Origin of the sequence: Sphingomonas sp. Leaf208 (genome assembly GCF_001421415.1) — a bacterium.
Classification (GTDB): domain Bacteria; phylum Pseudomonadota; class Alphaproteobacteria; order Sphingomonadales; family Sphingomonadaceae; genus Sphingomonas.
Map to the genome: position 1 here is coordinate 299140 of NZ_LMKH01000036.1, position 23475 is coordinate 322614.

At 65.7% G+C, this 23475-nt stretch carries 25 protein-coding genes and 1 tRNA gene; 10 read left to right on the plus strand and 16 right to left on the minus strand.

Annotation, left to right across the window (positions count from 1 at the left end):
* Position 1: 1 nt before the first annotated feature.
* The 3 genes from ASE69_RS22665 (at position 2) to ASE69_RS18955 (ending at position 2707) form a co-directional block, all read left to right on the plus strand.
* Positions 2–163, plus strand: coding sequence for a hypothetical protein (locus ASE69_RS22665; protein WP_200924203.1), 162 nt, complete (start codon positions 2–4; stop codon positions 161–163).
* Positions 164–492: 329 nt separating this feature from the next.
* Positions 493–1233, plus strand: a complete 741-nt coding sequence (locus ASE69_RS18950; RefSeq protein ID WP_056489967.1) for a 16S rRNA (uracil(1498)-N(3))-methyltransferase — start codon at positions 493–495, stop codon at positions 1231–1233.
* Positions 1234–1318: 85 nt separating this feature from the next.
* On the plus strand, positions 1319–2707 hold the full coding sequence (locus ASE69_RS18955; RefSeq protein WP_056489970.1) for a glutamate--cysteine ligase: 1389 nt from the start codon (positions 1319–1321) through the stop codon (positions 2705–2707).
* Positions 2708–2817: 110 nt separating this feature from the next.
* Here the strand turns inward: ASE69_RS18955 and ASE69_RS18960 are convergent, their stop codons facing one another.
* Together ASE69_RS18960 and ASE69_RS18965 are read right to left on the minus strand one after the other, a co-directional pair.
* On the minus strand, positions 2818–4092 hold the full coding sequence (locus ASE69_RS18960) for a methyltransferase family protein (RefSeq protein ID WP_235518984.1): 1275 nt from the start codon (positions 4090–4092) through the stop codon (positions 2818–2820).
* A 582-nt stretch (positions 4093–4674) separates the two neighbouring features.
* Positions 4675–5382 (minus strand): RMD1 family protein, encoded by a 708-nt coding sequence (locus ASE69_RS18965; protein ID WP_235518985.1) that lies wholly within the window; start codon positions 5380–5382, stop codon positions 4675–4677.
* A gap of 341 nt (positions 5383–5723) precedes the next feature.
* Between ASE69_RS18965 and ASE69_RS18970 the strand changes: the two genes are divergently transcribed.
* From ASE69_RS18970 to ASE69_RS18980, 3 genes are all read left to right on the plus strand, one after another.
* A complete protein-coding gene (locus ASE69_RS18970) occupies positions 5724–6386 on the plus strand; it encodes a DUF2490 domain-containing protein (RefSeq protein WP_235518986.1) in 663 nt (220 codons plus the stop codon).
* Between the two features lie 131 nt (positions 6387–6517).
* Positions 6518–7615: an alpha/beta fold hydrolase gene (locus tag ASE69_RS18975; RefSeq protein ID WP_056489982.1), complete on the plus strand. Its 1098-nt coding sequence runs from the start codon at positions 6518–6520 to the stop codon at positions 7613–7615.
* Positions 7616–7709: 94 nt separating this feature from the next.
* A complete protein-coding gene (locus ASE69_RS18980) occupies positions 7710–7928 on the plus strand; it encodes a hypothetical protein (protein WP_120300599.1) in 219 nt (72 codons plus the stop codon).
* A 103-nt stretch (positions 7929–8031) separates the two neighbouring features.
* Here ASE69_RS18980 and ASE69_RS18985 read toward each other — a convergent pair whose 3' ends face one another.
* Entirely contained in the window at positions 8032–8535 is a 504-nt protein-coding gene (locus ASE69_RS18985; RefSeq protein WP_056489987.1) for a TIGR02594 family protein, read from the minus strand.
* 61 nt (positions 8536–8596) lie between these two features.
* Entirely contained in the window at positions 8597–9157 is a 561-nt protein-coding gene (locus ASE69_RS18990; protein ID WP_056489991.1) for a GDSL-type esterase/lipase family protein, read from the minus strand.
* Positions 9158–9304: 147 nt separating this feature from the next.
* On the opposite strand from ASE69_RS18990, the gene ASE69_RS18995 reads away from it, so the two are divergent.
* The gene (locus ASE69_RS18995; protein WP_056489992.1) at positions 9305–9793 is read left to right on the plus strand and encodes a metallophosphoesterase family protein; all 489 of its coding nucleotides are present in this window, start codon (positions 9305–9307) and stop codon (positions 9791–9793) included.
* 55 nt (positions 9794–9848) lie between these two features.
* Here the strand turns inward: ASE69_RS18995 and ASE69_RS19000 are convergent, their stop codons facing one another.
* On the minus strand, positions 9849–10736 hold the full coding sequence (locus tag ASE69_RS19000; protein WP_056489995.1) for a LysR family transcriptional regulator: 888 nt from the start codon (positions 10734–10736) through the stop codon (positions 9849–9851).
* A 95-nt stretch (positions 10737–10831) separates the two neighbouring features.
* On the opposite strand from ASE69_RS19000, the gene ASE69_RS19005 reads away from it, so the two are divergent.
* Complete coding sequence (locus ASE69_RS19005; RefSeq protein WP_056489997.1) at positions 10832–11935, plus strand: aldo/keto reductase; 1104 nt, start codon at positions 10832–10834, stop codon at positions 11933–11935.
* Between the two features lie 127 nt (positions 11936–12062).
* Positions 12063–13007 (plus strand): NAD(P)/FAD-dependent oxidoreductase, encoded by a 945-nt coding sequence (locus ASE69_RS19010; protein ID WP_056489999.1) that lies wholly within the window; start codon positions 12063–12065, stop codon positions 13005–13007.
* A gap of 231 nt (positions 13008–13238) precedes the next feature.
* On the opposite strand, the gene ASE69_RS19015 is transcribed toward ASE69_RS19010, so the two are convergent.
* Positions 13239–13329, minus strand: a tRNA-Ser gene (locus tag ASE69_RS19015).
* An 88-nt stretch (positions 13330–13417) separates the two neighbouring features.
* Here ASE69_RS19015 and ASE69_RS19020 point away from each other — a divergent pair.
* Positions 13418–14275 (plus strand): peptidylprolyl isomerase, encoded by an 858-nt coding sequence (locus tag ASE69_RS19020; RefSeq protein WP_056490001.1) that lies wholly within the window; start codon positions 13418–13420, stop codon positions 14273–14275.
* On the opposite strand, the gene ASE69_RS19025 is transcribed toward ASE69_RS19020, so the two are convergent.
* The 10 genes from ASE69_RS19025 to cyoB form a co-directional block, all read right to left on the minus strand.
* On the minus strand, positions 14272–15132 hold the full coding sequence (locus ASE69_RS19025) for a pirin family protein (RefSeq protein ID WP_321163590.1): 861 nt from the start codon (positions 15130–15132) through the stop codon (positions 14272–14274). The genes ASE69_RS19020 and ASE69_RS19025 overlap by 4 nt on opposite strands.
* Entirely contained in the window at positions 15129–15701 is a 573-nt protein-coding gene (locus ASE69_RS19030; RefSeq protein ID WP_056490004.1) for an NADPH-dependent FMN reductase, read from the minus strand. Before ASE69_RS19030 ends, ASE69_RS19025 begins: the two co-directional genes overlap by 4 nt.
* A 10-nt stretch (positions 15702–15711) precedes the next feature.
* Complete coding sequence (locus tag ASE69_RS19035; protein WP_056490007.1) at positions 15712–16506, minus strand: DODA-type extradiol aromatic ring-opening family dioxygenase; 795 nt, start codon at positions 16504–16506, stop codon at positions 15712–15714.
* A gap of 76 nt (positions 16507–16582) precedes the next feature.
* The gene (locus ASE69_RS19040) at positions 16583–17650 is read right to left on the minus strand and encodes a spore photoproduct lyase family protein (protein ID WP_056490010.1); all 1068 of its coding nucleotides are present in this window, start codon (positions 17648–17650) and stop codon (positions 16583–16585) included.
* Between the two features lie 36 nt (positions 17651–17686).
* On the minus strand, positions 17687–18220 hold the full coding sequence (locus ASE69_RS19045) for a response regulator transcription factor (protein WP_056490014.1): 534 nt from the start codon (positions 18218–18220) through the stop codon (positions 17687–17689).
* A 199-nt stretch (positions 18221–18419) separates the two neighbouring features.
* Positions 18420–19733: an ATP-binding protein gene (locus ASE69_RS19050; protein ID WP_056490016.1), complete on the minus strand. Its 1314-nt coding sequence runs from the start codon at positions 19731–19733 to the stop codon at positions 18420–18422.
* A complete protein-coding gene (locus ASE69_RS19055) occupies positions 19730–20446 on the minus strand; it encodes an SURF1 family protein (RefSeq protein ID WP_056490019.1) in 717 nt (238 codons plus the stop codon). Before ASE69_RS19055 ends, ASE69_RS19050 begins: the two co-directional genes overlap by 4 nt.
* A complete protein-coding gene (gene cyoD, locus ASE69_RS19060) occupies positions 20446–20829 on the minus strand; it encodes a cytochrome o ubiquinol oxidase subunit IV (protein ID WP_056063531.1) in 384 nt (127 codons plus the stop codon). Before cyoD ends, ASE69_RS19055 begins: the two co-directional genes overlap by 1 nt.
* Positions 20826–21449, minus strand: a complete 624-nt coding sequence (gene cyoC, locus ASE69_RS19065; protein WP_156362408.1) for a cytochrome o ubiquinol oxidase subunit III — start codon at positions 21447–21449, stop codon at positions 20826–20828. The genes cyoD and cyoC overlap by 4 nt, the downstream gene beginning before the upstream one ends.
* Before the next feature lie 19 nt (positions 21450–21468).
* A complete protein-coding gene (gene cyoB, locus ASE69_RS19070; RefSeq protein WP_056490025.1) occupies positions 21469–23469 on the minus strand; it encodes a cytochrome o ubiquinol oxidase subunit I in 2001 nt (666 codons plus the stop codon).
* Between the last annotated feature and the right edge of the window lie 6 nt (positions 23470–23475).

Consider the following 23475-nt stretch of genomic DNA (forward strand, 5'->3'; position numbering starts at 1 on the left):
CATGATCGGCCTCTCGGTCGCGGTCGGCCGCTTCGTCGAGGCGTTGTTCTGGGGGATCTTTCGGGTCGCTGGCGCGGTCGCGGGGGTGTTGATTCTTGGGGTCGTGGTGTTGGTCGTGGCTTGGGTGATCGCGCGAAAGATGTGGTCGCGGCGGAGACGCTGAACTGAGTTTTGCGTGGGCCGGAAGGGCTAATCTTCTCCCCTCCCTGGAAGGGAGGGGTCGGGGGTGGGTCGGCTGCTTGGCGGACGTGCCGGCAGTTCCGAGCCAACCCACCCCCAGCCCCTCCCTTTCAGTGAGGGGAGCGAGAAGTGCCATCCTCCCCGGCACGGGGAGGGGGACCGTTCGCCGTCGGCGAAGGGTGGAGGGGGATCGCCGCGAACGTAACGCTGATCGAAGGCGCCCCACGCAAGCGTTACTCACGCGGAAGCCCCCCTCCACCAGCTTCGCTGGTCCCCCTCCCCGTGCCGGGGAGGATTTGCTAGGACGCCCGCATGCCTGCAACCCCAGCCTGGCCGCCGCAATCCACGCCGCGCCTCTTCGTCGATACGCCGCTCGCACCCGGCCCGCTCCACGTCGATGGGCCGGCGGCGCATTATCTCGTCGGGGTGATGCGGATGAAAGTGGGCGATCCGGTGAAGCTGTTCGACGACCGGACCGGGGAATGGCTCGGCGTCGCGTCGAGCGTCGGCAAGCGCGATCTGGTGCTTGACGTTACCGAGTTGCTGCGGCCGCGCGAGGACGTGCCGGATCTGTGGCTGTGCGCCGCGCCGCTCAAGAAGGGCCGGGTCGACTGGATGGCGGAGAAGGCGTGCGAGCTTGGCGTCGCGCGGTTGGTGCCGGTGGTGACGCGGCGGACGATCGTCGACAAGCCCAATACCGAGCGGCTGCGCACGCAGATGATCGAGGCGGCCGAGCAATGCGGGCGCACCGCGCTGCCCGAGGTCGCCGAGCCGGTGAAGCTCGCCGCATTGCTCCGCGACTGGCCCGAGGACCGCGCGCTGTTCTTCGCGGACGAGACCGGCGGCGTGCCAGCGCTGGAGGCGATGCGGTCGCGGCCCGGTCCGGCGGCGATCCTCATCGGTCCCGAAGGCGGCTTCGATTCCGACGAACGCGAGGCGGTACGCGCGCATCCGAACGCGGTCGGCATCGGGCTGGGGCCGCGCATCCTCCGCGCGGAAACCGCGGCAGGCGCGGCCGTTGCGTTGTGGATGGCGGCGGCGGGCGACTGGTAGGCGTCCCGACTGCCACGTAGACATTGCTACCGATTGGTCCGAATCCCCTCTAGCACCCTCGTTCATCGACGCGTAAGGCGCGGCGATGACGACGATTCCCGCTCCGAAAAAGACCAGCCCGACGATCGAGTCGCGCGACCAGTTGATCGCCAGTTTCGCAGGCGGCGAGAAGCCGAAGGACGCGTGGCGGATCGGCACCGAGCACGAAAAGTTCGTCTATGCGAACGGCGATCATCATGCGCCGTCCTATGACGAGCCGAGCGGTATCCGCGCGTTGCTCGGCGAGCTTGAGCAATATGACTGGAAGCCGGTCATGGAGCGCGGCCCAGACGGCACCGAGAACGCCATCGCCATGTCGGGCCCCGACGGCAGCATCAGCCTGGAGCCCGCGGGCCAGTTCGAACTGTCCGGCGCGCCGCTCGACTCGCTGCACGAGACCTGCGCCGAGACCGGGCGTCACCTCGAGCAGGTGAAGGCAGCGGGCGAGAAGCTCGGCATCGGTTTCCTCGGGCTCGGCATGTGGCCGGACAAGACGCGTGCCGAACTGCCGACGATGCCGAAGGGGCGCTATGCGATCATGTTGCGGCACATGCCGCGCGTCGGCAGCATGGGGCTCGACATGATGCTGCGGACCTGCACGATCCAGGTGAACCTGGATTACGCGTCCGAGGCGGACATGGTGAAGAAATTCCGCGTCGGGCTCGCGCTCCAGCCGCTCGCGACCGCGCTGTTCGCGAACTCGCCGTTCACCGAGGGCAAGCCCAACGGCATGCTGTCGTATCGCAGCCATATCTGGTCGGACACCGATCCGCACCGCACCGGCATGCTGCCGTTCGTGTTCGAGGATGGCTTCGGGTACGAGCGCTATGCCGAATACGCGCTCGATGTACCGATGTACTTCGTCTACCGCGACGGCAAGTATATCGATGCCGCCGGGCTGTCGTTCCGCGACTTCCTGAAGGGCGAACTGAGCATTTTGCCGGGCGAGAAGCCGACGCTCGACGACTGGACCGATCATCTGTCGACCGCTTTCCCCGAGGTCCGGTTGAAGACCTTCCTCGAGATGCGTGGTGCCGATGGCGGGCCGTGGAACCGAATCTGCGCGCTGCCGGCGCTGTGGGTCGGGTTGCTGTACGATCAGGGTGCGCTCGATGCGGCGTGGGACCTGGTCAAGGACTGGACGATCGACGAGCGCCAGGCGTTGCGCGATGCGGTGCCGAAGCTCGCGCTGAACGCGCCGATCGCGGGCGGCGGGAAGCTGCGTGACATCGCGGGCCAGGTGCTCGACATCGCCGGTGCGGGGCTGTCGGCGCGCGCGCGGTTCAACCGGGCGGGCGACAACGAGACCGGCTTCCTCGATCCGCTGCGGGAGATCGTGCGGAGCGGCAAGGTGCCGGCCGAGGTATTGCTGGAGCGCTACAATGGCGTCTGGAACGGCGACGTCTCCAAGGTTTACGACGAAGCCAGCTTCTGACTACTCCCCTCCCGCTTGCGGGAGGGGTCGGGGGAGGGCTTGGCCGCGGACGTCGCGCTAGAGGCGTAGAACAGCCCCTCCCCTAACCCCTCCCGCAAGCGGGAGGGGGATTAGCCGCGCAGCCTTGCGAACAACCGCGGCACCAGACCGTTGCGCGTCATCCAGTCGAAATACACGCGATAGTCCGGGTCGAGCTTCAGATGCCGCTCTTCAGTCTTCGCGCGCCAGTAATACACGCCGCTGACCGCTGCCATCAGCAGCGTCGCACGCGCCGCGTCGACCATGCTGCCGAGCGTCAGCACCGGGATCGTCGAAATCCACCAGAACAGGTTCTTCGATAAATACGCCGGATGCCGCGACACCGCGTACGGCCCGTGTGTTAGGATTCCCCGGTTGGTGAGGTTCGAGAAGCGGAACCCGAACGCCATCGTCGCCCAGGCGTAGATCGCGGTCAGCCCGACCAGCACCGCGCCGATCAGCGCCAGCAGGATCGGATGCCCCTGGAACCAGTATGCCCAGTCCGACGTGCCCGGATGATAATCGAGCGGGCCACCCGTGGTCATCAGGATGAACGGCGGATAGCACATGAGCGCGGGCATCCACGCCGCCGCATACGGATTGGCGCTGCGGATGTGCGAGTCGAGCGGCCGGAACGTCAGCAGATATCCGACCGTCGCGAACGCCACGTCGATCAGGAACATCAGCGTCACCAGCCAGCCCGACAGCGCGACCGGATCACGCAACACCGACGCGACGTCGCCGCGGACGAAGTTACCGAAGCCCGGCGGGACGATCGCCAGCATGAAGGCGAGGAAGAACGTCTTCACCCCCCATGCGCGCAAATGGCCGTAGATCGCCTCGCGGTCGACGCCGGCGTGTCCGGTCAGCCACGCGCCGAGGTGCCAGGCGCCGTCGCGCGGCTCGACGAGATAGCGGTCGATCCACAGCACATACGGGATCGACGCGACGAACAGGATCGGTGCGGCATTTGTGAAGCACCACATCGCAAACGCGAAATTGCCTTCCCAATAAAATCGCCCGGCACCGTAGATCACCGCGATCCCCGCCCACGTCGCCCACAGCCCGGCAAGCTTCGTCAGGCTCAGGTCCAGCGTTTCGCGCCAGAGCCTGGCGGCCGACCAGTCGATCCCGGTACTGGGATTGCGATGAACCTTGTCGACCAGCAAAGACCAGACGATCATCGGCAGTCCGCAGGCGGCGACGTTGACGAGCGCCGAATATGGCCCGTCCATGCCGTAGTGTCGCGCGAACCCGATCCAGACAAGCACGCCGACGAGTCCCGACAGACCCGCGCCGTGACTGACCGCCGACTGCGGACGAGGGTCGGTCTCGGCCATACCGGCTAGCTGAGCGTCGTGATCCATGGCGGTGATCCGTAGCGCGGATTGGTAAGCAAGCCATGAAACATGTTTGGCCGCCCAGTCAGAAGCAAGGTCATCCCCCTCGATTTGGGATGATCGGCAATGGTAGCATCGGATCCGAAATAACGCAGCGCGGGCCGGGCTGGGTGGGAGGAGAAACTCGCTCGGTGCTGAATAAGAGGGGCAATCTGGATTCGGCGGCCACCTGGATCACGAGCGCGAATGTTCTATTTCGGGACCTGGATGACCGCGAATTTAATCGCGGGCGTCCCGTCGGGCGTTACGTTGCGATCAAGGAGATCGCGATGTTTCAAAGACTTATCGGACGTGCCAAATGCATGATCGGCATACATCGTCGGTCTCGCAGACACACCGTCTTCAAGGGTCGCGGCGCGGATACGAGCATCTGCCGCTACTGCAGGAAATCGATGCGGAGTACGCCGGCGGGCTGGGTCGTCGAACACTCGAGCTGAACCGATCGTCTGAATGCGAGGCGGGGCCACAGGCTATGTGGTACTCGTCGCGCTACCGCCCGCGAGGTGGTGCGATGAACGGATTAAAGCCCGGTCCGACAGCGCATCGTCGTCAGTGACGCCACAATTCGTAGATGTTGAGGATGACCTCGAAGGCGATCAGCCCGATTACGGCAAGCTCGAGCCGTAACGAGCGTTTGTCCTGCACCAGGTCGAGCAGCCATTCGGCAGCGTCGCCGATGACCTCGAGCTTGCGTTCCATGGCGCGCGCGCGGTCGCCCAGTTCGAACTCGGCTTCGAGACGCCCGTAAAGCCGGTCGAGTTCGGGATGATCCCAGAGCAGGTCCGGCTTCTCGGAGATCTGCGCCCGGCCGACGACGCGGTGCTGCGCGGCGAGAACGTCACCGATGCTCTGCATGACGCGTCGGATCGGCATCACCGCACGACCGTGGATGCGCAGTTCGTTGATGAGCGGCTCCACGCGATCGAACGCTTCGGCAATACGGCCTTCATCCCGCGCGAGGACGACGCTCCGGGCGACGACGGTGGCCGTCAGCAACAAGCGTTCCCGTGACGCCTCCCTCAACCGTATGTGTCCGTCTGCACTGACCGTTTCCTCGCGGTCCGCGGAAATCTCGATCCAGGCGGTTTCCGTTTCGGGCGTGGCCAGGGGGTCGATGATGTGCTCGGACAGGGTTTCGATGAACCGACGCTCGGTTTCGACCGCCGCCCCGATCAGCACCAGGACACCGTAGCGAAAGACGAACGCGGCCCCGACCCCCGACAGGTTGAGGGTCTCGGGCTCCGCGAAGTCCTGCAAATTGCGGGTATCGATACGCGTACCCAGCAGAAGGGCTCTCACGTCGCCCCTGGCGGGTTCGCCAGGCAGGGGTGCACCCAGCACCTCCCTGATGCCGACGCTTACCGTTCGCAGCGATCCGCCCTCAACCATGTCGCGTCACAACCATGGGACCGGCCTTATCAGTTTCAGACACATCGTCTCGCGACCGATTTAGCGGCTGCCGAGCAAGACCGTAGCGTCACACGATTGTTGCCAGGCATGCAATCGATGAAAAGGACCGAGGCGACGCCAGTCCATTGCCTGTGTTGGCCGAGCCGTGCCAACACCATGCGATGTATCGCGCTTCATCCCTGGCAATTTTGCCGCTGTTTCTGGTTGCCGCCCCCGCCTGGGCACAGCAACAGGATACGCAGGCGTGGGAGCAGCTCAACGTGGTCGTTCCCATCGCACCTAAATTGCGGGTGACGCTGGAAGAGATTGCGCGGACCAGCGACCGCCAGGACGGAATCTACACCACCGAATTTGGTGCGCTCCTCGGCTGGCAGTTGGCCAAGGGCGTCGAGCTCGGATTCGGATACCGCCATGTCGGCTTTCACAGTCGCAACCTCGCGCCGGACGAGGACCGGCTCCGCCAGCAGATCGTGGTCACCAGCGGACGCTTCGCCGGGCGATTGCGACTCGACGAACGCTTCAACCCCGACGGCAGCGAGATCGGCTTCCGCATCCGCCCGTTGCTGCGATACAATTTGCCGCTCGGATCCAAGCGATTGGCCTTGTTCGTCAGCCACGAAAGCTTCTTTTTGCCGAACAGCACGACCTGGGGCCAGCGCGCCGGGTATGAGCGGATGCGCAACATCGTCGGGCTGGCCTTCCCGATCGGCAAGGCGGTAACGGCCGATGTCGGCTATCTCAACCAGTACCGGTTCGCGCGCGGTGGCGCACGCGCCCAGATGGACAATGCGCTGAACCTGCAGCTTACCCTGAACCTGGGGACACTTGGCGTGGCGGGTCTTCACGACTGAGGTCTCCGCGCTGGAATGCGGATCCCGACCTCGGGTTTGCCGCGTCATCGTCGAAGCCCTGCCTCCAGACGTTCGCTACTGTGTATCGGGACACCACTTGCGCGCGGTCCGCTTAGACGCAACGATGGGTCATGTCGTTCCTGCTCTCGCTCCTGCTTCTCCAGGCAGCCGTCCCCCAGACGCCGCCGCTTACGCCCGCGGTCAAGACCGCCCCCTCCACGTCGAAATGGCCGGCACGCGACGCGCAGTTCACGGTCCGCCGCTTTCGCTTCCGCTCGGGCGAGACCCTGCCGGAACTGCGCCTCAACTATACGATGCTGGGGCAGCCGCACCGGAATGCCCGGGGTGAAATCGACAACGCGGTGATGGTCCTGCACGGTACGGGTGGAACCGGCCGCCAGTTCCTCAGCCCGCAGTTCGCCGACGAACTCTACGGCCCGGGTCAGCCGCTGGACATCACGCGCTACTGGATCATCCTTCCCGACGGGATCGGGCACGGCAAATCCTCGAAACCGTCCGACGGGCTGCACATGCGGTTCCCGCACTACGACTATGACGACATGGTCGAGGCGCAGTACCGGCTGCTCCACGATGGCCTGGGCATCCGCCACATGCGGCTGATCATGGGAACGTCGATGGGCTGCATGCACAGCCTGGTCTGGGGCGAGACGCACCCCGAGTTCGCCCGCGCGCTCATGCCGCTCGCCTGCGAACCTGTCGAGATCGCGGGGCTGAACCGCATGTGGCGCAAGCTCGCGATCGACGGAATCAAGGCCGATCCGGCCTGGGCCGGCGGCGAGTACCGGACGCCACCGGTGCAGGGCCTGCGCACGGCCGCCAGCCTGCTGTTCGTCGCCGGTGGTGCGCCGCTCTTCTTCCAGCAACAATATCTCGGGCGCGATGTCGCCGAGGCATTTGCCGAGCAGCGGGTCGCAGCCTCGATCGACGGGACGGATGCCAATGACCTCGTGTATCAACTCGATGCCTCGTGGACCTATTCGCCCTGGTCGCGGCTGGAGGCGATCACCGCGCCGACGACCTGGATCAACTCGGCCGACGATTTCATCAACCCGCGCAATCTCGATTACCCGCAACGCGCCGTCGCCCGCATGAAGAACGCGCGATTCCGCATGATTCCGGAGAGCACCGACACGCGCGGCCACGGCACTCACACTGCGGCCCGGTTCTGGAAGCAGGACCTAGCCGACCTGCTGCAACGCACCGAATAGATGTCGGAGGACGCGGCGACAAAAATTGCGTAGTTCAGCCGTGCGTTATCGCCTGCGTGGCAATCGAGCCGTCAGACGCAAGATGGGAAATGACATGCGATTTGTTCAGATCGAGATCCTGCCGCAGGGCAAGGCGCTGGTAGATATCGACAAGCTGACCCACGCGGTACCCGAGGGCGATGGATCACGCCTGTTCCTGGGCGCGCAGCACATCGACGTGCCGCATTCACTTGCCGAACTCGAGAACGTCCTCGCTGGGCGCGAGCGAACCGACGATGGCGCGAACAGCACGGCGGGGTTCGGCGTCCGGTAGGCTGACGCGACGGCGCGCGCTGGTGCAGATTTGATCTGCCGGCGCGGTCGTCATGGGTCGCGTTACGACCGGGTGGCTGCGCGTCAGGCCGTTGCCCGACGCGTCAGGCCTCGTCGGTGGAGATCGGCTTCCTCGCCGCCAACTGGACCGGCTTGCCGATGACGGGACGGCCAGATGGCCAGCGTCGCGCGATGCAACGGTCCTTGGCGATCCGGGCTACGCTGACGGTATCGCCCTGGTTGCCGCCGAGGACGTGATACGCGGTTGGGTCTTCGCCGACATAGAACCCGACATGCCCACCCCCCGGACGCTCGAACACCAGCACGGCGCCGGGAGCCAACCGCTCCGGCCGCAGCGCCGATCCCCATGTCGACCATGACGTGGCGCGCACCGCGATGGCGACCGGCTCGATACCGTCCTCCTGAAGACAATAGGCGACGAATACCCCACACCACGGGACGCTGTCGGCATTATAGACCATCCCGAGGATCTTCGTCCCCAGCCGCTTCGCCCAACCCAGGATCGTCGCGCTGTTGGCCGATCCGGCAGCTTCCTTCGTGCCCAGCTTCGCGCCCGCGGCTTTCAACCACTTGGGCTCCGTCACCATGACTCACTCGGCCTCATAGCTAAAATCCGGGAACGCCCGTGGTTGCGCTCGAACACGGGCATCAAAGCATCCGCTTTACGGTCGGCAGGATCGCCGCGACCACCGCTGCGATCGCCGCCGCGTTGGGATGCACCCGATCCGCCAGTACCATCTCGGAATGTCCCAACACGCCGGGGGGAAAGAATGGCCAGACGGTCGCGCCATGCTCGGCAGCCAACGCCGCGTGGATACCCAGATACGCCGCAGCGCGGTCACGGATGAACGCCGGGGGATCGACGGTGGTCAGCAACACGGGAATGCCACAGCTACCCAGGCTCAGCAGGATCTGCTCGAGGTTCGCCCGCGTACGCGCCACCGGGATCTGCCGCAGGACATCGTTCGGTCCCACCTGAACGATCGCGAGTACGGGCCGCTGGTCGAGCGCGGACAACAGGCGGGGCAGGCGCCGCAGGACGTCGGCAGTGGTATCGCCCGACACCCCGGTGTTCACCACGCGGGCGCCGGGACGTGCCGTCTGCAGCGATGCCTGCAATCGTGCGGGAAAACTATCGACAGCCTGCAGGCCGTAACCGGCAATCAGGCTGTCACCTATTGCCAGGATCAAGGGTCGGTCGGTCGTCATGCGTTGCCGCGAGATAGTTCATGTTCGACGCATTGTAAGACGTTCGGGTAAGACGCCCGGGTCCGGCGTCACCCCGCTTTCGCACCGAACCTTTGACGCTGGTGCTCGTTCTTACGTGATGACAGACGAACGGACGTCGCGGCGCTCATGAGCGTATTCTTCACGGCCGACACGCATTTCGGCGACCATCGCACCATTAACATCTCCCGACGGCCGTTCGCCAACACGGCCGAAATGGACGCGGCGATGGTCGAGCGCTGGAACGCCGTCGTCGGCCCCGATGACGTGGTGTGGCACCTGGGCGACGTGGCACGTCGCCCGACGGATGTCGCCGAACTGCTCGCCCGACTGAACGGGAGCAAGCACCTGCTGCGCGGCAATAACGATCCGGATGCGACGCTGGCGGCGCACGGATGGGCGAGCGTCGGCGACTATGCGGAAATCGAGCTGGATGGCCGACAGCTCGTCCTGTGTCATTATCCGTTCCGAAGCTGGAACGGGCAGCACCGCGGCGCGCTGAACCTGCACGGGCACAGCCATGGTCGGCTGAAACCGATGCCGCGCCAGTTCGACGTCGGCGTCGATGGCCACGACTTCGCACCGATCCTGCTCGACAGCCTGATCGAAGCACGCTGATAAACGAGCATAAGACGTTCCGTCGCTTCGGGAGCCGGCCTCAGCGTGCGCGCGATCAGGCGCGCATTGCCGTCACGAAGGCCCGGAAGGCGGCGGTGGGTTGGCGTCGGCTGGGATAATAGAGATGGTTCGGTGCCAGCGTGGGTGCCCAGCCGGTGAGCACCTCGACTAGCGTGCCGTCGGCCAGCTGTAGCGCGGCGTGCGGCAGCGGCAGGCAGGTTATGCCCAGCCCCGACACCGCGGCGTCGCGCATCACGTCGATGTCGTTGGTCGTGAAGTCGCCGCGGACCGATCGCTCCAACGTCCGGCCATCCCGTTCGAATTCCCAACGGTGGACAATACCCGACGACGTGTACCTGTAACACAGGCAACGATGCGCCGAGAGATCGTCGGGATCGACCGGTGCGGCACGCCCGGCGATATAGGACGGTGCTGCAACGAAGACGAGCGGCACCGGCGCGCTGATCCGGACCGATATCATGTCGGCTTGCAAGCTCTGCGCGTGGCGGACTCCGCAATCGAAGCGGTCCGCGACAATGTCGACGAACCCGTCGTCGACCACCAGTTCGACGGCGATGTCGGGATAGGCGCGCGCAAAGTCGGCCAGCCGCGGCAGGATGGCGTAGATCGCCGCGACCCGGTGCGCGCTGACCCGGATCCGCCCCGCCGGCCGTTCGCGGGCATTGCCGAGATCGGCCAGCGCGCCCGCGACCGAAGCGATCGCCGGTCTCAACCGCGCCAGCAGTTCCTCGCCCGCAGGCGTCGGCGCCAGCGACCGGGTGGTACGGTCGAGCAGCCGGACGCCCAGTTTCGTTTCCAGCGATCGCATCGCGTGGCTGAGCGCGGAGGCGGACAACCCCAGGCGCGTCGCCGCCCGTGCGAAACTGCCAGCCTCGACGATCGTCTCGAACACCGCGAGACCGGACCAGAGATCGCGATCCATTCGTGAACATCCTTCAGCAACCCATGCGCCTGAGACGATCTAATCCTCGGGCGGTCCGGCGTCCATCTGGAGGCGACACAGTGCAGGATGCTATCATGAACCTCGACACCTATCGTCCGCTCGGCCGCTCCGGCCTGCTCGTCAGCCCGCTGGCGCTGGGCACGATGACCTTCGGCACGCCGCGCTGGGGGTTGGACGAGCGCGGCAGCCGCGCGGTGTTCGATCGCTACACCAATCTCGGCGGCAATTTCGTGGATACCGCCGACGTCTATGCGGGGGGCCGATCGGAAGAGATGGTCGGCGCGTTCGTCGCCGCGCAATCGTCGCGCGACCGGATCGTCATCGCGACCAAATCCGGGTTCGCGACCGGCCGCGGCTATCATGCGGGCGGCAATGGCGCACGCCACATTATGGCCTCGGTCGAGGGTTCGCTCCGACGGCTCAAGACGGATTTCATCGACCTGTACTGGGTGCATGTCTGGGACGGTGTCACCCCCGCCGAAGAATTGCTGCGGACGATGACCGCGCTCGTCGCAGCGGGCAAGATCCGCTATTGGGGCATATCCAATACGCCAGCGTGGTATGTCGCCGAACTCGCCGCCCTGGCCCGCGTCCAGGGTCATCCGGCGCCGATCGGCCTGCAATATTTCTACTCGCTGGTCGAACGTGGGGTCGAGGCCGAGCACCTGCCGCTTGCGCAGTCGGCGGGCATGGGCCTCGTTCCCTGGAGCCCCCTCGCCTATGGCTTGCTGACCGGCAAGTACGACCGTGCCACCGTCGAGGCGGGACCGAAGCGGTCGGGCGGCGTCCCCAACCAGGCCGGGCCGGACGACACCGCGCGGCCCGCGGACGACAAGCGGCTCGACGGCGATAATCCGTTCGGCGACACGCTGTTCACCGAACGCAACTGGCAGATCCTCGAAATACTCAAGCGCATCGCAGGCGAGATCGGCGAAACGCCGGCACGCGTCGCGCTGTCCTGGGTGGTCGGGCAGCCGGGGGTCGCATCGACGTTGATGGGCGTGAGCCGGCCCGAACAGGTGACCGACAATGTCGCCGCACTCGGCCTTCGCCTGCCTCCGGAACACCGGGCGGCGCTCGATGCGGTGAGCGGCGGCAACCTGCCGTTTCTCTACGGCCTGTTCCAACCTGCCGTGCGCAACCAGGTCGTCTTCGGTGGCGGAGACGTCCGAAGCTGAAGTTTCATACTGGAGCCGGTAACATGGGACGAAATCTACGCCCGTCCGGCTCCAATCGACAATCTTCGCGTTTGAGAATGTCTGGTCCGCTGCACGTTGGGATGTTGCGCGCCGGCACGGGGGTATCATGCGGATTGGGATCATCGGCGCGGGAATGGCGGGCCTGTCTTGTGCGCAAGCCCTACGCGACCAGGGTCATCACCCCGTCCTGTTCGACAAGGGTCGCGGGCCCGGCGGCAGGATGTCGACGCGCCGGATCGACACGCCGCTGGACGAGGCCGCGTTCGATCACGGCGCGCAATATCTAACGGCGCGCGATCCCGCCTTCGTCGCGCAGGTCGATCGTTGGGCGCAGGCGGGCCACGTCGCGCGCTGGTCGCCTGCGGGGCCCGATGCCTGGGTCGGGACGCCGGCGATGAATGCGCCGGTCCGCGCGATGGCGGGCGACCTGGATGTTCGATGGAGCACGGTGATCGACAGCGTCTCGCATGACGGCGAATGGCGGATCGGCGACGAACGGTTCGATGCGGCGATCGTCGCGGTACCTGCCGAACAGGTCGCGCCCCTGATCGCGGCTCACGACGGTGCGCTCGCCGATGCGGCCCGCTCCGCGGTGTCCGATCCCTGCTGGACCGTCATGGCGGCGTTCGATGGTCCGGTGTCGCTCGCATGCGACCGGGTGACGGACTTGGGGGCCATCGGATCCGCCGTCCGCAACTCGGCCAAGCCGGGGCGGACCGGACCGGAGGCGTGGGTGCTTCAGGCCAGCGCCGACTGGTCGCGCGCGCATCTCGAAGATACGCCGGAAATGGTTGAACAGGCATTGCTCGCAGCCTTCGCCGACCACATCGGCGTCGTGTCGCCTGCTATCATCGCAACCAGCGCGCATCGCTGGCGGTATGCAAAGACCAACGCGCTGGACCGCGGTGCGTTCTGGAACGCGGACATCCAACTGGGCGCATGCGGCGACTGGCTCCTCGGCCCCCGGATCGAAGCCGCTTGGCTATCCGGGCATCGGCTCGCGTCGCTGGTTGGTCGAACCGTATCCACTGCCGCCGAAGGACGTCGATGAAGCCTACTTTGCGCGGTCGACGTGCGCCTTCGTGCCCCCGCCACGATCGCTTTCGTAATACCGGCACCAAGCCTCGCCGACGCTAATTTTTTGGTCGATCGCTAAATCCGTTGACCGATAAGCGCGACGAAGACGCGTCGCCAGTCCAGCAGCACTGCGGTCAGGGAGCCGGCCCTTTGCGAGGTCGTTTCTCGCAACGCATATCCGCGAATGACTCGGTAGGGAAACCAGTGGCGGAGCGGGTGGGATTCGAACCCACGATACGCTTTTGACGTATACTCACTTTCCAGGCGAGCGCCTTCGACCACTCGGCCACCGCTCCGCATTGCTCTGGAAGCGGGTCTGCTAGTGCGGGTTTCGCCCGCGCGCAAGCAATTGCGTGCGGTGATCGGCTGGGGCAGTCTACGGGGATGTTGAATATCCTTCTCGCCGCCATGCTTGCGCAGGCCGTTCCGGTAGCCGCGACGCTCTCGTCCGATCCGGTTGCGGCGGACTGGGTCGCTGTGCCGGACGACGAACTAATGGTGTTCACGCTGGCCAATGGGCACCGGTTCACCGTGCGGCTCGCGCCTCGGTATTCGCCCATTCACGTGGCGAACATACGCAAGTTGGCGCTTGCGCATTGGTGGGATGCGGGGACGAGCGTGTACCGCGTTCAAGACAATTACGTGGCGCAATGGGGTGACGCGACCGAGAAGAAGCCGTTGGTCGCGGGCGTCGTCGCCAACCCGCCGGCGGAATATCTGCATACCGGGTCGACGACGGTGGCGCGGCTTTCGCAGCGCGATCCTTATGCGGAATGGGCGGGGTATAGCCGCGACGGGTGGCCGCTTGCGGGCAATGGCGCGACCGAGTGGGTGCCGCATTGCTACGGGATGGTCGGCGTCGCGCGCGATCTGGCGCCGAGCACGGGGAGCGGCGCTGAGCTGTATACCGTGATCGGGCATTCGCCGCGTGCGCTGGACCGGAACATCGCGGTGGTAGGGCGCGTGATCGACGGGGTCGGGTGGCTGTCGTCGTTGCCGCGCGGGACGGGCGATCTGGGGTTCTACAAGACCGAGGGGGAGCGTAGCCCGATCGTGTCCGCTCGCCTCGTGAGCGAACTGCCCGCCGCTGAACGACCGCATTTCGAATATCGCGCGGCGGACAATGCGCGGTTCGTGGCGTGGATCGCCTCGCGCGAGAACCGGGCGGGGCCGTTCTTCACGGTGCCTGCCGGGGGCGCCGACATCTGTGCCGCGCTGCCCCCGGTGCGTAAAGCGCCCTAGCGAATGACGGGCGGCTTGCCGAACAGACCGGCGTTATAGTCTTCGATCGCGCGAACGATCTCTTCGCGGGTGTTCATGACGAAGGGACCGTGGGAGACGACGGGTTCGCCGATCGGGTCGGCGTGGCCGTAAAGGATCGTGGCGGGGGCTTCAGTCTCAACAGTGATGGTGTCGCCCTCGTTGCCGAATGTGGCGAGGTGGTGCGGATTGATCGGCGTGCCGTTGGCCGTGGGAGCGCCGGCGACGACATAGAAGAAGACCGCGCGGCCGGTTGGGGCTGGCAGGTCGACCTTGGCGCCGGCTTCCAGTTCGACGGTCATCATCGCGACGTCGGTCAGCGATGCGATCGGGCCCTGTCGTCCGGTGAACGTGCCCGAGATCAGGTTCACGGTGCCGCCGTCGACCGGGATCGCGGGAATGTCCTCGCGCTGGAGGCCGGTATAGGCGGGCTTGGTCATCTTGAGCCGGCCGGGGAGGTTGATCCAGAGTTGCAGGATCTCCAGCGGACCGCCGTCGCGCTTGAACGACGCGGGCGAGATTTCCGCGTGGATCAGGCCCGAGCCTGCGGTCATCCACTGGACGCCGCCTGCGCGGATGACGCTTTCGTGGCCGCCGCTGTCGAGATGCGCCATCTCGCCCTTCAGGATGAAGCTGACCGTCTCGAAGCCGCGGTGTGGATGCGGGCCGAACGGGGAGGCCGCTATTACCGGGGCGGTAGGTCTGGGGCCCGTGATGGTTGAGGAACAGGAACGGATCGACCTGCGACAGGCCGGGACCGGGTAGCGGGCGGCGGGTGACGAGATCGGCGATGTCGTCGCGCTGGGCGGGATACTGGTTGAGGACGTGGCGCATGTCAGGAAGCCTCGCGGTCGGCGATGGTGGGCTGCGCGATGTCGGCGAGCAGGTCGTCGATGCCTCCGACGAGGAAGTCGAGCGTGCGCTGGTCGGTCAGGCGACCGTCGGCGATCTTCTCGTGCACCGCGCCGACGACGGCTTGTGGGCGCAGGACGGTGCGCGCGCCGATCGAGGCCAGCGTCTCGTTCAGTTGCGCGTGCGCACGCGCGCCACCGACCGCGCCGGGTGAGGAGGTGAGCGTGAAGACGGGCTTGCCCGTGAGCGTCGCCTTGCCGTGCGGGCGCGAGGCCCAGTCGAGCGCGTTCTTCAGGACGCCGGAGATGCCGTGATTATATTCTGGGGACGCGATGACGATCCCGTCGGCCGCGCCGATTGCCGCGCGCAGTGCTGCGACGGCGGCGGTGGGCGTGTCGGTGTCGGCGTCCTGATCGTAGAGGGGCACGTCGTTCAGCGCGAAGACCGTCAGCGCTGCCTTGTCGGCGATAGCTTCGCCAAGCGTGGTCAGGATCGCGGTATTATACGAGCCGCGGCGCAGGCTGCCTGAGATCGCGAGTAGGACGGGAAGGGCCATGGAGTTTCCTTTAATTGAAGCGGTAGCCGGAGATTGCGGTTTGCAGCACACGCTCGGTGTAAACCTGCGCGCCGGCTTGGTCGGAAGCGCCGGCAGCGACCATGAGTGGGAGCAGATGCTCTTCGCGGGGATGCGAGAGGCGGCCGGCGGGCGCTTCGGCCCAGCCGGCTAGCGCTGCCGCTCGGGCGGTCGGTTCGGACTCGACTGCGGCGGTCAGCCACTGGTCGAAGGCTTCGGACGGTGCGGTGAAGCGGGGGTCGCCGTAGCCGCGCATGTTGTGGAAGCTCATGCCCGAGCCGACGATCAGGACGCCGTCGTCGCGCAGCGGGGCGAGTGCGCGGCCGGCGGCGGCGTGGAGTGCCGGGTCGAGATCGCGGTCGACCGACATCTCGACGACCGGGATGTCGGCGTCGGGGAACGCGACCTTCATCGGGATGAAGACGCCGTGATCGAGGCCGCGGGTCGGGTCGACATTTGCGGTCAGGCCGGCGGCGCGGAGCAGGTCGGCGGCGCGAGTGGCCAAGACAGGATCGCCGGGCGCGTCGTAGCGCAACTCGTAGGTATGCGCGGGGAAGCCGCCGTAATCGTAGATCAGCGGCGGCGTTACGGCGCCGGTGAACGCGAAGCCGCGCGTTTCCCAGTGGCCGGAGACGACAAGGATCGCCTTGGGCTTTTCGGGCAGCGAGGCGGCGATCGACCGGAGGTACGCGGCCATGCCGGTCCAGTTCCCGGCGGGGTCATCCATGAAGAAACAGGGCCCGCCGCCGTGCGGGATGAAGAGGGTTGGCTGGCGGGTGTGTGTCATGGTCTCGAGGTAGGCGGCGGTGGCGGCGACCGGAAGGCCGCGAATGGCAACGCTGCGTTGCCGGTTGGCGCGGTGGTCAGGTCCAGTAGAGAATACGGGCCTGCGGGAGCCTGGCGGCGATCTCATCCTGGAAGAAGCTGCGGAGCGCGCGCATCGTGTCGGCGTCGTAGACATATTTGACCGAGCCGAACTTGGTGCGTTTCTCGGTGCGGTTGGCCATGCTGAGGTCGAGCGACGAACCGGGGTACCAGGTTTCGAGCACGGCCTTCGATCCCGGCGTGTAGCGGTGGGTGATCAATTCGATCGTCACGTCGGGCACGTCGGCGAGCACCCTGCCCGCCTCCGCCAGCAAGTCGCCATACGCCTCGCGCCAGCCCTCAGCGGCGATGATCGGCGCGACCGTCAGGCCGATCTTGTAGCCCGCGTCCGCCATTCTTCGCAGGGCGACCAGCCGGGCTGCGACCGGGCTGGTGCCGCCCTCGAAGCGTGCATAGGCGGCGGGGTTGATCGAGGCGCGCATGCGGGTGCGGCCACCGTGGTTCAGACCCAGCAATGGCTCGACCGCGTCGAACTTGGTTGTGAAGCGCAACTGCACGTCGGCTTCCCAGGCGCCGAAATGCGCGATCAGCGCGGAGAGCGATCCGGTGACGTGCTCGATGCCGAGCGGGTCGGTGTAGCAGGAGGCCTCGAACGTCGTGCCTTCATGCGCTCGGGCGGTCGAGCGCGAGGTGACGGTGCCCTGGCCGAGGTGCGCGGGGAGTTCGGCGAGGATCTCGGGCAGGTTGGCGTAGACGCGCGTGATCGGGGGCCCCTTGAGGGAGCCGGCGAGGTAGCAATAGCCGCAATGCGCGGGGCAGCCCTCGGCGAGGTCGATCCGCCAGTCCGCGCTGGGGGCGATCGGCTGGAGCTTGCGCTTCGACGGCGGCGCGACGACCAGCGCGAGCATTGCCTTGGCTTCGGCATAGGCACGGCGCGAGTCTTCGGGGAAGTCGAGCTTGAGGCGGTCGCTCGGCAACGTGGTGACCGGGACGCCCAGCGCAGTTGCACGCACGGCAATCTGGGCACCGTGCTCCCAGGTCAGCGCGGACGGGGTCGCGAGCAGTCGCTTCGGCTGCCAGAGTCGTGAAGGTTTGGGCGCTGGCATCGAACGACAACGCGCGCCTTCGGCGAAGCGTTGCGGCTATTTCACCGGGCGTTTCTCGAGCTTTCGCGCGAGCGTGCGGCGATGCATGCCGAGGCGGCGCGCGGTCTCCGAAATATTGAAGTCGGTTTCGGCGAGCGTGGTGTGGATGCGCTCCCATTCGAGCGTCTTGATCGAGGTCGGGCGCTCGGAGAGTTCGGTGTCGACGCTACCCTCGGTGCGGTCGAACGCGGCTTCGATGTCGTCGGTGTTCGAGGGTTTGACGAGGTAGTGCGACGCGCCGAGCTTGATCGCCTCGACCGCGGTGGCGATGCTCGCGAAACCGGTGAGGACGACGACGAGGATCTCGGGGTCGTGCGCATGGAGCGTCTGGACGCAGACGAGGCCGGACGCCCCGCCCAGCTTCAGGTCGACGACCGCGTAACGGGGCGTGCGCTCGGCGAGTTGCTCGACGAGCTCCTCGTGACTGGCGGCCTGCATCACTTCGTAGCCGCGGCGTTCGAACGAGCGACGGAGCGTGCGGGCGAAGGTTTCGTCGTCCTCGACGATCGCCAGGAGTTTCGGTTCGGTCACTTGGGTAGCACCGATCCGACGCCTGGATGTGGAACAGGATTGTCCCAAACCATTCCGTCACCCCGGACTGGTTCCGGGGTCCACCGTTCCGCAAACCAAGATCTCTCGATGTTGCGGTGCCGTGGATGCCGGAACGAGCCCGGCATGACGGAATACGCGCCGCGATCTTCAACGCTAACCGACTGTCGATCCGTCCGCGTCACGAAAGCGCGATCGCAGAGAGCGGCATGGTGATCGTGACTTCGGCGCCGCCGCCTTCGCAGTTCACGACGGACACGCCGCCGCCGAGCTTGCGCATGACGTTGACCGCGAGGAACAGGCCGAGGCCATGGCCGGGTTCGCGCTTGCTCGACTGATAGGGTTTTCCGAAGCTCGCGAGGCGTTCGTCGCTGAAGCCGGGGCCGCGGTCTCGGACGATCAGCGCGAGGTCGCCCTCGGTGCGTTCGCCGCGGAACGCGACCCAGTGCGGCGAGGCTTCGGCGGCGTTATCGAGCACGTTGGCGATCACCTGTTTCAATGCGGGGTCGGAGACGACCTGCGGATCGTCGCCCACTCGGGTGGTGTAGTCGAAATCGACTGATGGGTGCACCGCGCGCCATTCGTCGACGATTCCGTCGAGGAGCTGGTGGAGCGGCATGATCTCGGGCGCTTCGCCGCGTGCTTCGCCGGCCGAGAGCAAAATGCCGGTGACGATCGCCTTGCAGCGCTGGACCTCGGATTGCATCTCGACGATCTCGGCTTGTAAGTCGGCGTCCTGCGCGAGCGTCGGCATGCGGCGCCAGTCGGCGAGGATCACGGCGATCGATGCAAGCGGCGTGCCGAGTTCGTGCGCTGCGCCGGATGCCAGGAGCCCCATGCGGACGATGTGATCCTCCTCTGCGGCCTGCTGGCGAAGGTCGGCGAGGCGCGTGTCGCGGGCGCGCAGGTTTCCGGTGATGCGGGTCATGAACAGCATCAGCAGCGTCGCGATCAGCATGAAGCAGAGCAGCGAGCCGATCGTGTAGAGCAGGAAATACTCGCCGCTGTAGTCGGGGGGCAGGATCAGCGGGCGGTAATAGAGCGTGAGCACGCCGAAACAGGCGGCGGTGACGACGACGATCGCCCAGCTCGACCAGCGATCGAGCAACACGGCGCCAAGAACGACGTGAAGCAGGTAGAGCGAGATGAACGGATTGGTCGCGCCGCCAGCGAGGTAGAACTGCGTGGTAAGCAGGCCGACGTCGAACAGCAACGCCAGCAGCAGCTGGATGTTCGCACCCTTTCGCCAGCCGTAGAGCGGCATACTGGCAAGGTTAAGACCCACGGCGGCGGCGAGCGCGGCCATCATCGGAACCAGCGGGAGGTCGAAGCCCAGGCCGAAGCGCGCGAACAAAATAGTAACGAACTGCCCGGCGACCGCGATCCAGCGCAGCGTAACCAGCTGGCGCATGTTGGCGTTGCCGGTCGCGTCGGTGCGCGCGGTGGCGAGCGCGAGCCAGCGTTGCCAGCCTTGGCGTGCCGCCTCCGAGGTCATGCCGCCTCTTGCCGCTTGCGCGCATCCTGGCGGACGAACACGACGAACGCACCGATCGTCATCGCGGCGAGCGCGAACCACGTCAGCATGTAGACGAGGTGGTTGTTGGGGAAGGCGATGATCGTCAGGCCGCCGACCGGGGCGGCAGTGCCGGACTTGTCCGCATCGACGAAATAGGGCGCTACGTTCGACAGGCCGCGCGCGCTGGCGATCGCGGCAACGTCGCGCGAATACCATTTGCCGGTGGCGGGATCGTTGTGGCGCAGGAAGCCGCCGCCGGGCTCGGTGATGCGGAGATAGCCGGTGATCGTGACCGGGCCGGTCGGCTTGGTATGCGCGACGCGTTGCTCGGGCGAGACATAGCCGCGGTTGACGAGGACGGTGAAGCCTTGGGCGGTCCGCAGGGGCGTGACGACCCAGTAGCCGCTGCCGAGTGCGGTGGCTGCACGGACCAGCGTTTCACGCGAATTATCGAGGGTGCCGTCGAGCCGGATACGGCGATAGGCGTCGGTGGCGGCTGTGATCGCGCCCCAGGAGGCGGGTCCGGACGGGGCGACCGGCGCGGCGTGCGAGCGCGCCGCAACCTGTTCGATCAGGTTGAGCTTCCAGGTGCGGCGCTCGACCTGCCAGATGCCGAGCGCCATGAACCCGGCGAACAGCAGCAGCGCGACCAGGCCTGCGACATAGACGGCAGGGCCCGGTCGCGTCCTCATCACATGTCTGCCGCGGCCTGCATCGGCATCATGTTCGTGTTCATGTGGTACATCACCCAGATCGATCCGCTGAGCGTGATGACGACGAGGATGATCGTGAAGATCAGCGCCATCATCGTCCAGCCGCCCTCCGACTTGCCGCTCATGTGCAGGAAGTAGATCATATGGACGACGATCTGCGCGACCGCGAAGACCATTACGACGAGCGCGGCGGTCGAGGGATCCTTGAACGCGCCGGTCATGACCGCCCAGAACGGGATCGCGGTCAGGATGACCGAAAGGAAGAACCCCTTAAGGTAGCTGCCACGCGTGCCGTGTGCGGCGCCATTGTCATGGTCGTGATCGGCGTGCGGATTGTTCGCCGGTGCTTGGGGGTCGCTCATCGCAGGGTGCCCATCAGATAGACGAAGGTGAAGACGCCGATCCAGATGACGTCGAGGAAATGCCAGAACATGCTGAGGCACATCAGGCGGCGCTTGTTCGCGGCGATCAGGCCGTGCTTCTGGACCTGAACCATCAGCGTGACGAGCCAGATCAGGCCCATCGTGACGTGGAGGCCGTGCGTGCCGACGAGCGTGAAGAACGACGACAGGAACGCGCTGCGGGTCGGGCCAGCCCCCTCATGGATGAGGTTGGCGAACTCGTACATTTCGATCGACAGGAACGCGAGGCCGAACAGGCCGGTGAAGACCAGCCACATCTGCATGACGCGCTGGCGACCTTCCTCCATCGACAGCATCGCGAAGCCGTAGGTGATCGACGAGAACAGCAACATCGCGGTGTTCACGGCCACCAGCGGCAGCTCGAAGATCTCCTTCGGGCTGGGGCCGCCGGCATAGCTGTTGCCGAGCACGGCATAAGCCGCGAACAGCACCGCGAAAATGAGGCAATCACTCATCAGGTACATCCAGAAGCCCAGCATCGTGCTGGCGCCGTCGGGATGCTCGTGCTCCTCGATGTCGTAGAACGAGACCTTCTCGGTCTCGTTCAGACCATTCTTCATGGGTATTGCGGACATCGCGTCAGGCTCCCTGGGTCGCGAGCTGGCGGGTGCGCGCGTTCTCGGTGGCGATCACGTCCTCGACCGGGATGTGGAAGTCGCGCTTGTAGTTGAAGGTGTGGAAGATGGTGGTGCCGAAGATGCCGGCGAGTGCCAGCCCTGCGAGCCACCAGACGTACCAGATCATCGCGAACCCGAACGCCACGCTGAGGCCGGCGAGCACGACGCCCGTGCCGGTGCCGCTCGGCATGTGAATCGACTTGAAGCCGGTCACGGGCCGCTCGTGCTTGCGATCCTTCATGTCGTACCAGGCGTCCAGGTCGTGGACGATCGGCGTGAACGCGAAGTTGTACTCCGGCGGCGGCGACGAGGTCGCCCACTCCAGTGTGCGACCGTTCCACGGGTCGCCGCTGTGATCGGCCAGCGCCTCGCGGTTGCGGATGCTGACGAAGATCTGGAGCAGGAAGGCACCGATGCCGGCTGCGATCAGGGCTGCACCGAAGGCGGCGATGACGAACCAGATCTGCAGGTTCGGATCGTCGAAATAGCGCATCCGGCGAGTCACGCCCATCAGGCCGAGCACGTAGAGCGGCATGAACGCGAAGTAGAAGCCGACCACCCAGCACCAGAACGATACCGTGCCCCACTTCTTGTCCAGCTTGAAGCCGAACGCCTTCGGGAACCAGTAGTTGATGCCGGCGAACATGCCGAACAGCGTGCCGCCGATGATCACGTTATGGAAATGCGCGACCAGGAACAGCGAGTTGTGCAGCACGAAGTCGGCGGGCGGCACCGCAAGCAGCACGCCGGTCATGCCGCCGATCGTGAAGGTCACCATGAAGGCGATCGTCCACATCATCGGCAGTTCGAACCGGATCCGACCCTTGTACATCGTGAACAGCCAGTTGAAGATCTTGGCCCCGGTCGGGATCGAGATGATCATCGTGGTGATGCCGAAGAACGAGTTCACGCTCGCGCCCGACCCCATCGTGAAGAAGTGATGCAGCCAGACGAGATAGGCGAGGATCGTGATGACGAGCGTCGCATAGACCATCGAGCTGTAGCCGAAGAGGCGCTTGCCCGAGAAGGTCGAGGTGACTTCCGAGAAGATGCCGAACGCCGGCAGGACCAGGATGTAGACCTCGGGATGACCCCAGATCCAGATCAGGTTGACGTACATCATCGGATTGCCGCCCGAGTCGTTCGTGAAGAACGCGGTGCCGATGTAGCGATCGAGCGACAGCATCGCGAGAACCGCGGTCAGCACCGGGAAGGCGGCGACGATCAGGATGTTGGTGCACAGTGACGTCCAGACGAAGATCGGCATCTTCATCATGGTCATGCCGGGCGCACGCATCTTGACGATGGTCGCGACCAGATTGACGCCGGACAACAGTGTCCCGATGCCCGCGATCTGCAACGCCCAGATATAGTAATCGACACCAACGTCTGGCGAATACGCCAACCCTGAGAGGGGCGGCATGGCAAGCCAGCCGGTCCGTGCGAACTCACCAATGAACAGCGACATCATGACGATCACGGCACCGGCCGCGGTCATCCAGAAGCTGAAATTGTTGAGGAACGGGAACGACACGTCGCGCGCACCGATCTGGAGCGGGACGACATAGTTCATCAGGCCCGTGACCAGCGGCATCGCCACGAAGAAGATCATGATCACGCCGTGCGCGGTGAACACCTGGTCGTAGTGGTGCGCGGTCAGGTACCCTTCGGAGCCGTTGAACGCCATCGCCTGCTGCGCGCGCATCATGATCGCGTCGGAGAACCCGCGCAGCAGCATGACGATCGCCAGGATGATGTACATGATGCCGATCTTCTTGTGATCGACGCTGGTGAACCACTGGTTCCACAGATAGCCCCAGACCTTGAAATAGGTCAGCGCGGCGACGAGCCCGAGCCCACCGATCGCCACCATCGCGAAGGTGGCGACGACGATCGGTTCGTGCAGCGGCAGCGACTCCAGGGTCAGGCGGCCGAAGATAGTCTTCAACAGGGTGTCGTTCATGATGGT

What these genes read in the sequence shown, in the direction of transcription:
- cyoB (WP_056490025.1), bottom strand. Translation starts at nt 23,469, where the DNA reads ATGAACGACACCCTGTTGAAGACTATCTTCGGCCGCCTGACCCTGGAG.
- ASE69_RS19005 (WP_056489997.1), top strand. Translation starts at nt 10,832, where the DNA reads ATGAACCTCGACACCTATCGTCCGCTCGGCCGCTCCGGCCTGCTCGTC.
- ASE69_RS22665 (WP_200924203.1), top strand. Translation starts at nt 2, where the DNA reads ATGATCGGCCTCTCGGTCGCGGTCGGCCGCTTCGTCGAGGCGTTGTTC.
- ASE69_RS18950 (WP_056489967.1), top strand. Translation starts at nt 493, where the DNA reads ATGCCTGCAACCCCAGCCTGGCCGCCGCAATCCACGCCGCGCCTCTTC.
- ASE69_RS18990 (WP_056489991.1), bottom strand. Translation starts at nt 9,157, where the DNA reads ATGACGACCGACCGACCCTTGATCCTGGCAATAGGTGACAGCCTGATT.
- ASE69_RS19055 (WP_056490019.1), bottom strand. Translation starts at nt 20,446, where the DNA reads ATGAGGACGCGACCGGGCCCTGCCGTCTATGTCGCAGGCCTGGTCGCG.
- ASE69_RS19030 (WP_056490004.1), bottom strand. Translation starts at nt 15,701, where the DNA reads ATGGCCCTTCCCGTCCTACTCGCGATCTCAGGCAGCCTGCGCCGCGGC.
- ASE69_RS18995 (WP_056489992.1), top strand. Translation starts at nt 9,305, where the DNA reads ATGAGCGTATTCTTCACGGCCGACACGCATTTCGGCGACCATCGCACC.
- ASE69_RS18980 (WP_120300599.1), top strand. Translation starts at nt 7,710, where the DNA reads ATGCGATTTGTTCAGATCGAGATCCTGCCGCAGGGCAAGGCGCTGGTA.
- ASE69_RS19040 (WP_056490010.1), bottom strand. Translation starts at nt 17,650, where the DNA reads ATGCCAGCGCCCAAACCTTCACGACTCTGGCAGCCGAAGCGACTGCTC.
- cyoC (WP_156362408.1), bottom strand. Translation starts at nt 21,449, where the DNA reads ATGAAGAATGGTCTGAACGAGACCGAGAAGGTCTCGTTCTACGACATC.
- ASE69_RS18985 (WP_056489987.1), bottom strand. Translation starts at nt 8,535, where the DNA reads ATGGTGACGGAGCCCAAGTGGTTGAAAGCCGCGGGCGCGAAGCTGGGC.
- ASE69_RS18960 (WP_235518984.1), bottom strand. Translation starts at nt 4,092, where the DNA reads ATGGATCACGACGCTCAGCTAGCCGGTATGGCCGAGACCGACCCTCGT.
- ASE69_RS19010 (WP_056489999.1), top strand. Translation starts at nt 12,063, where the DNA reads ATGCGGATTGGGATCATCGGCGCGGGAATGGCGGGCCTGTCTTGTGCG.
- ASE69_RS19000 (WP_056489995.1), bottom strand. Translation starts at nt 10,736, where the DNA reads ATGGATCGCGATCTCTGGTCCGGTCTCGCGGTGTTCGAGACGATCGTC.
- ASE69_RS18975 (WP_056489982.1), top strand. Translation starts at nt 6,518, where the DNA reads ATGTCGTTCCTGCTCTCGCTCCTGCTTCTCCAGGCAGCCGTCCCCCAG.
- ASE69_RS19035 (WP_056490007.1), bottom strand. Translation starts at nt 16,506, where the DNA reads ATGACACACACCCGCCAGCCAACCCTCTTCATCCCGCACGGCGGCGGG.
- ASE69_RS18955 (WP_056489970.1), top strand. Translation starts at nt 1,319, where the DNA reads ATGACGACGATTCCCGCTCCGAAAAAGACCAGCCCGACGATCGAGTCG.
- ASE69_RS19020 (WP_056490001.1), top strand. Translation starts at nt 13,418, where the DNA reads ATGTTGAATATCCTTCTCGCCGCCATGCTTGCGCAGGCCGTTCCGGTA.
- ASE69_RS19050 (WP_056490016.1), bottom strand. Translation starts at nt 19,733, where the DNA reads ATGACCTCGGAGGCGGCACGCCAAGGCTGGCAACGCTGGCTCGCGCTC.
- cyoD (WP_056063531.1), bottom strand. Translation starts at nt 20,829, where the DNA reads ATGAGCGACCCCCAAGCACCGGCGAACAATCCGCACGCCGATCACGAC.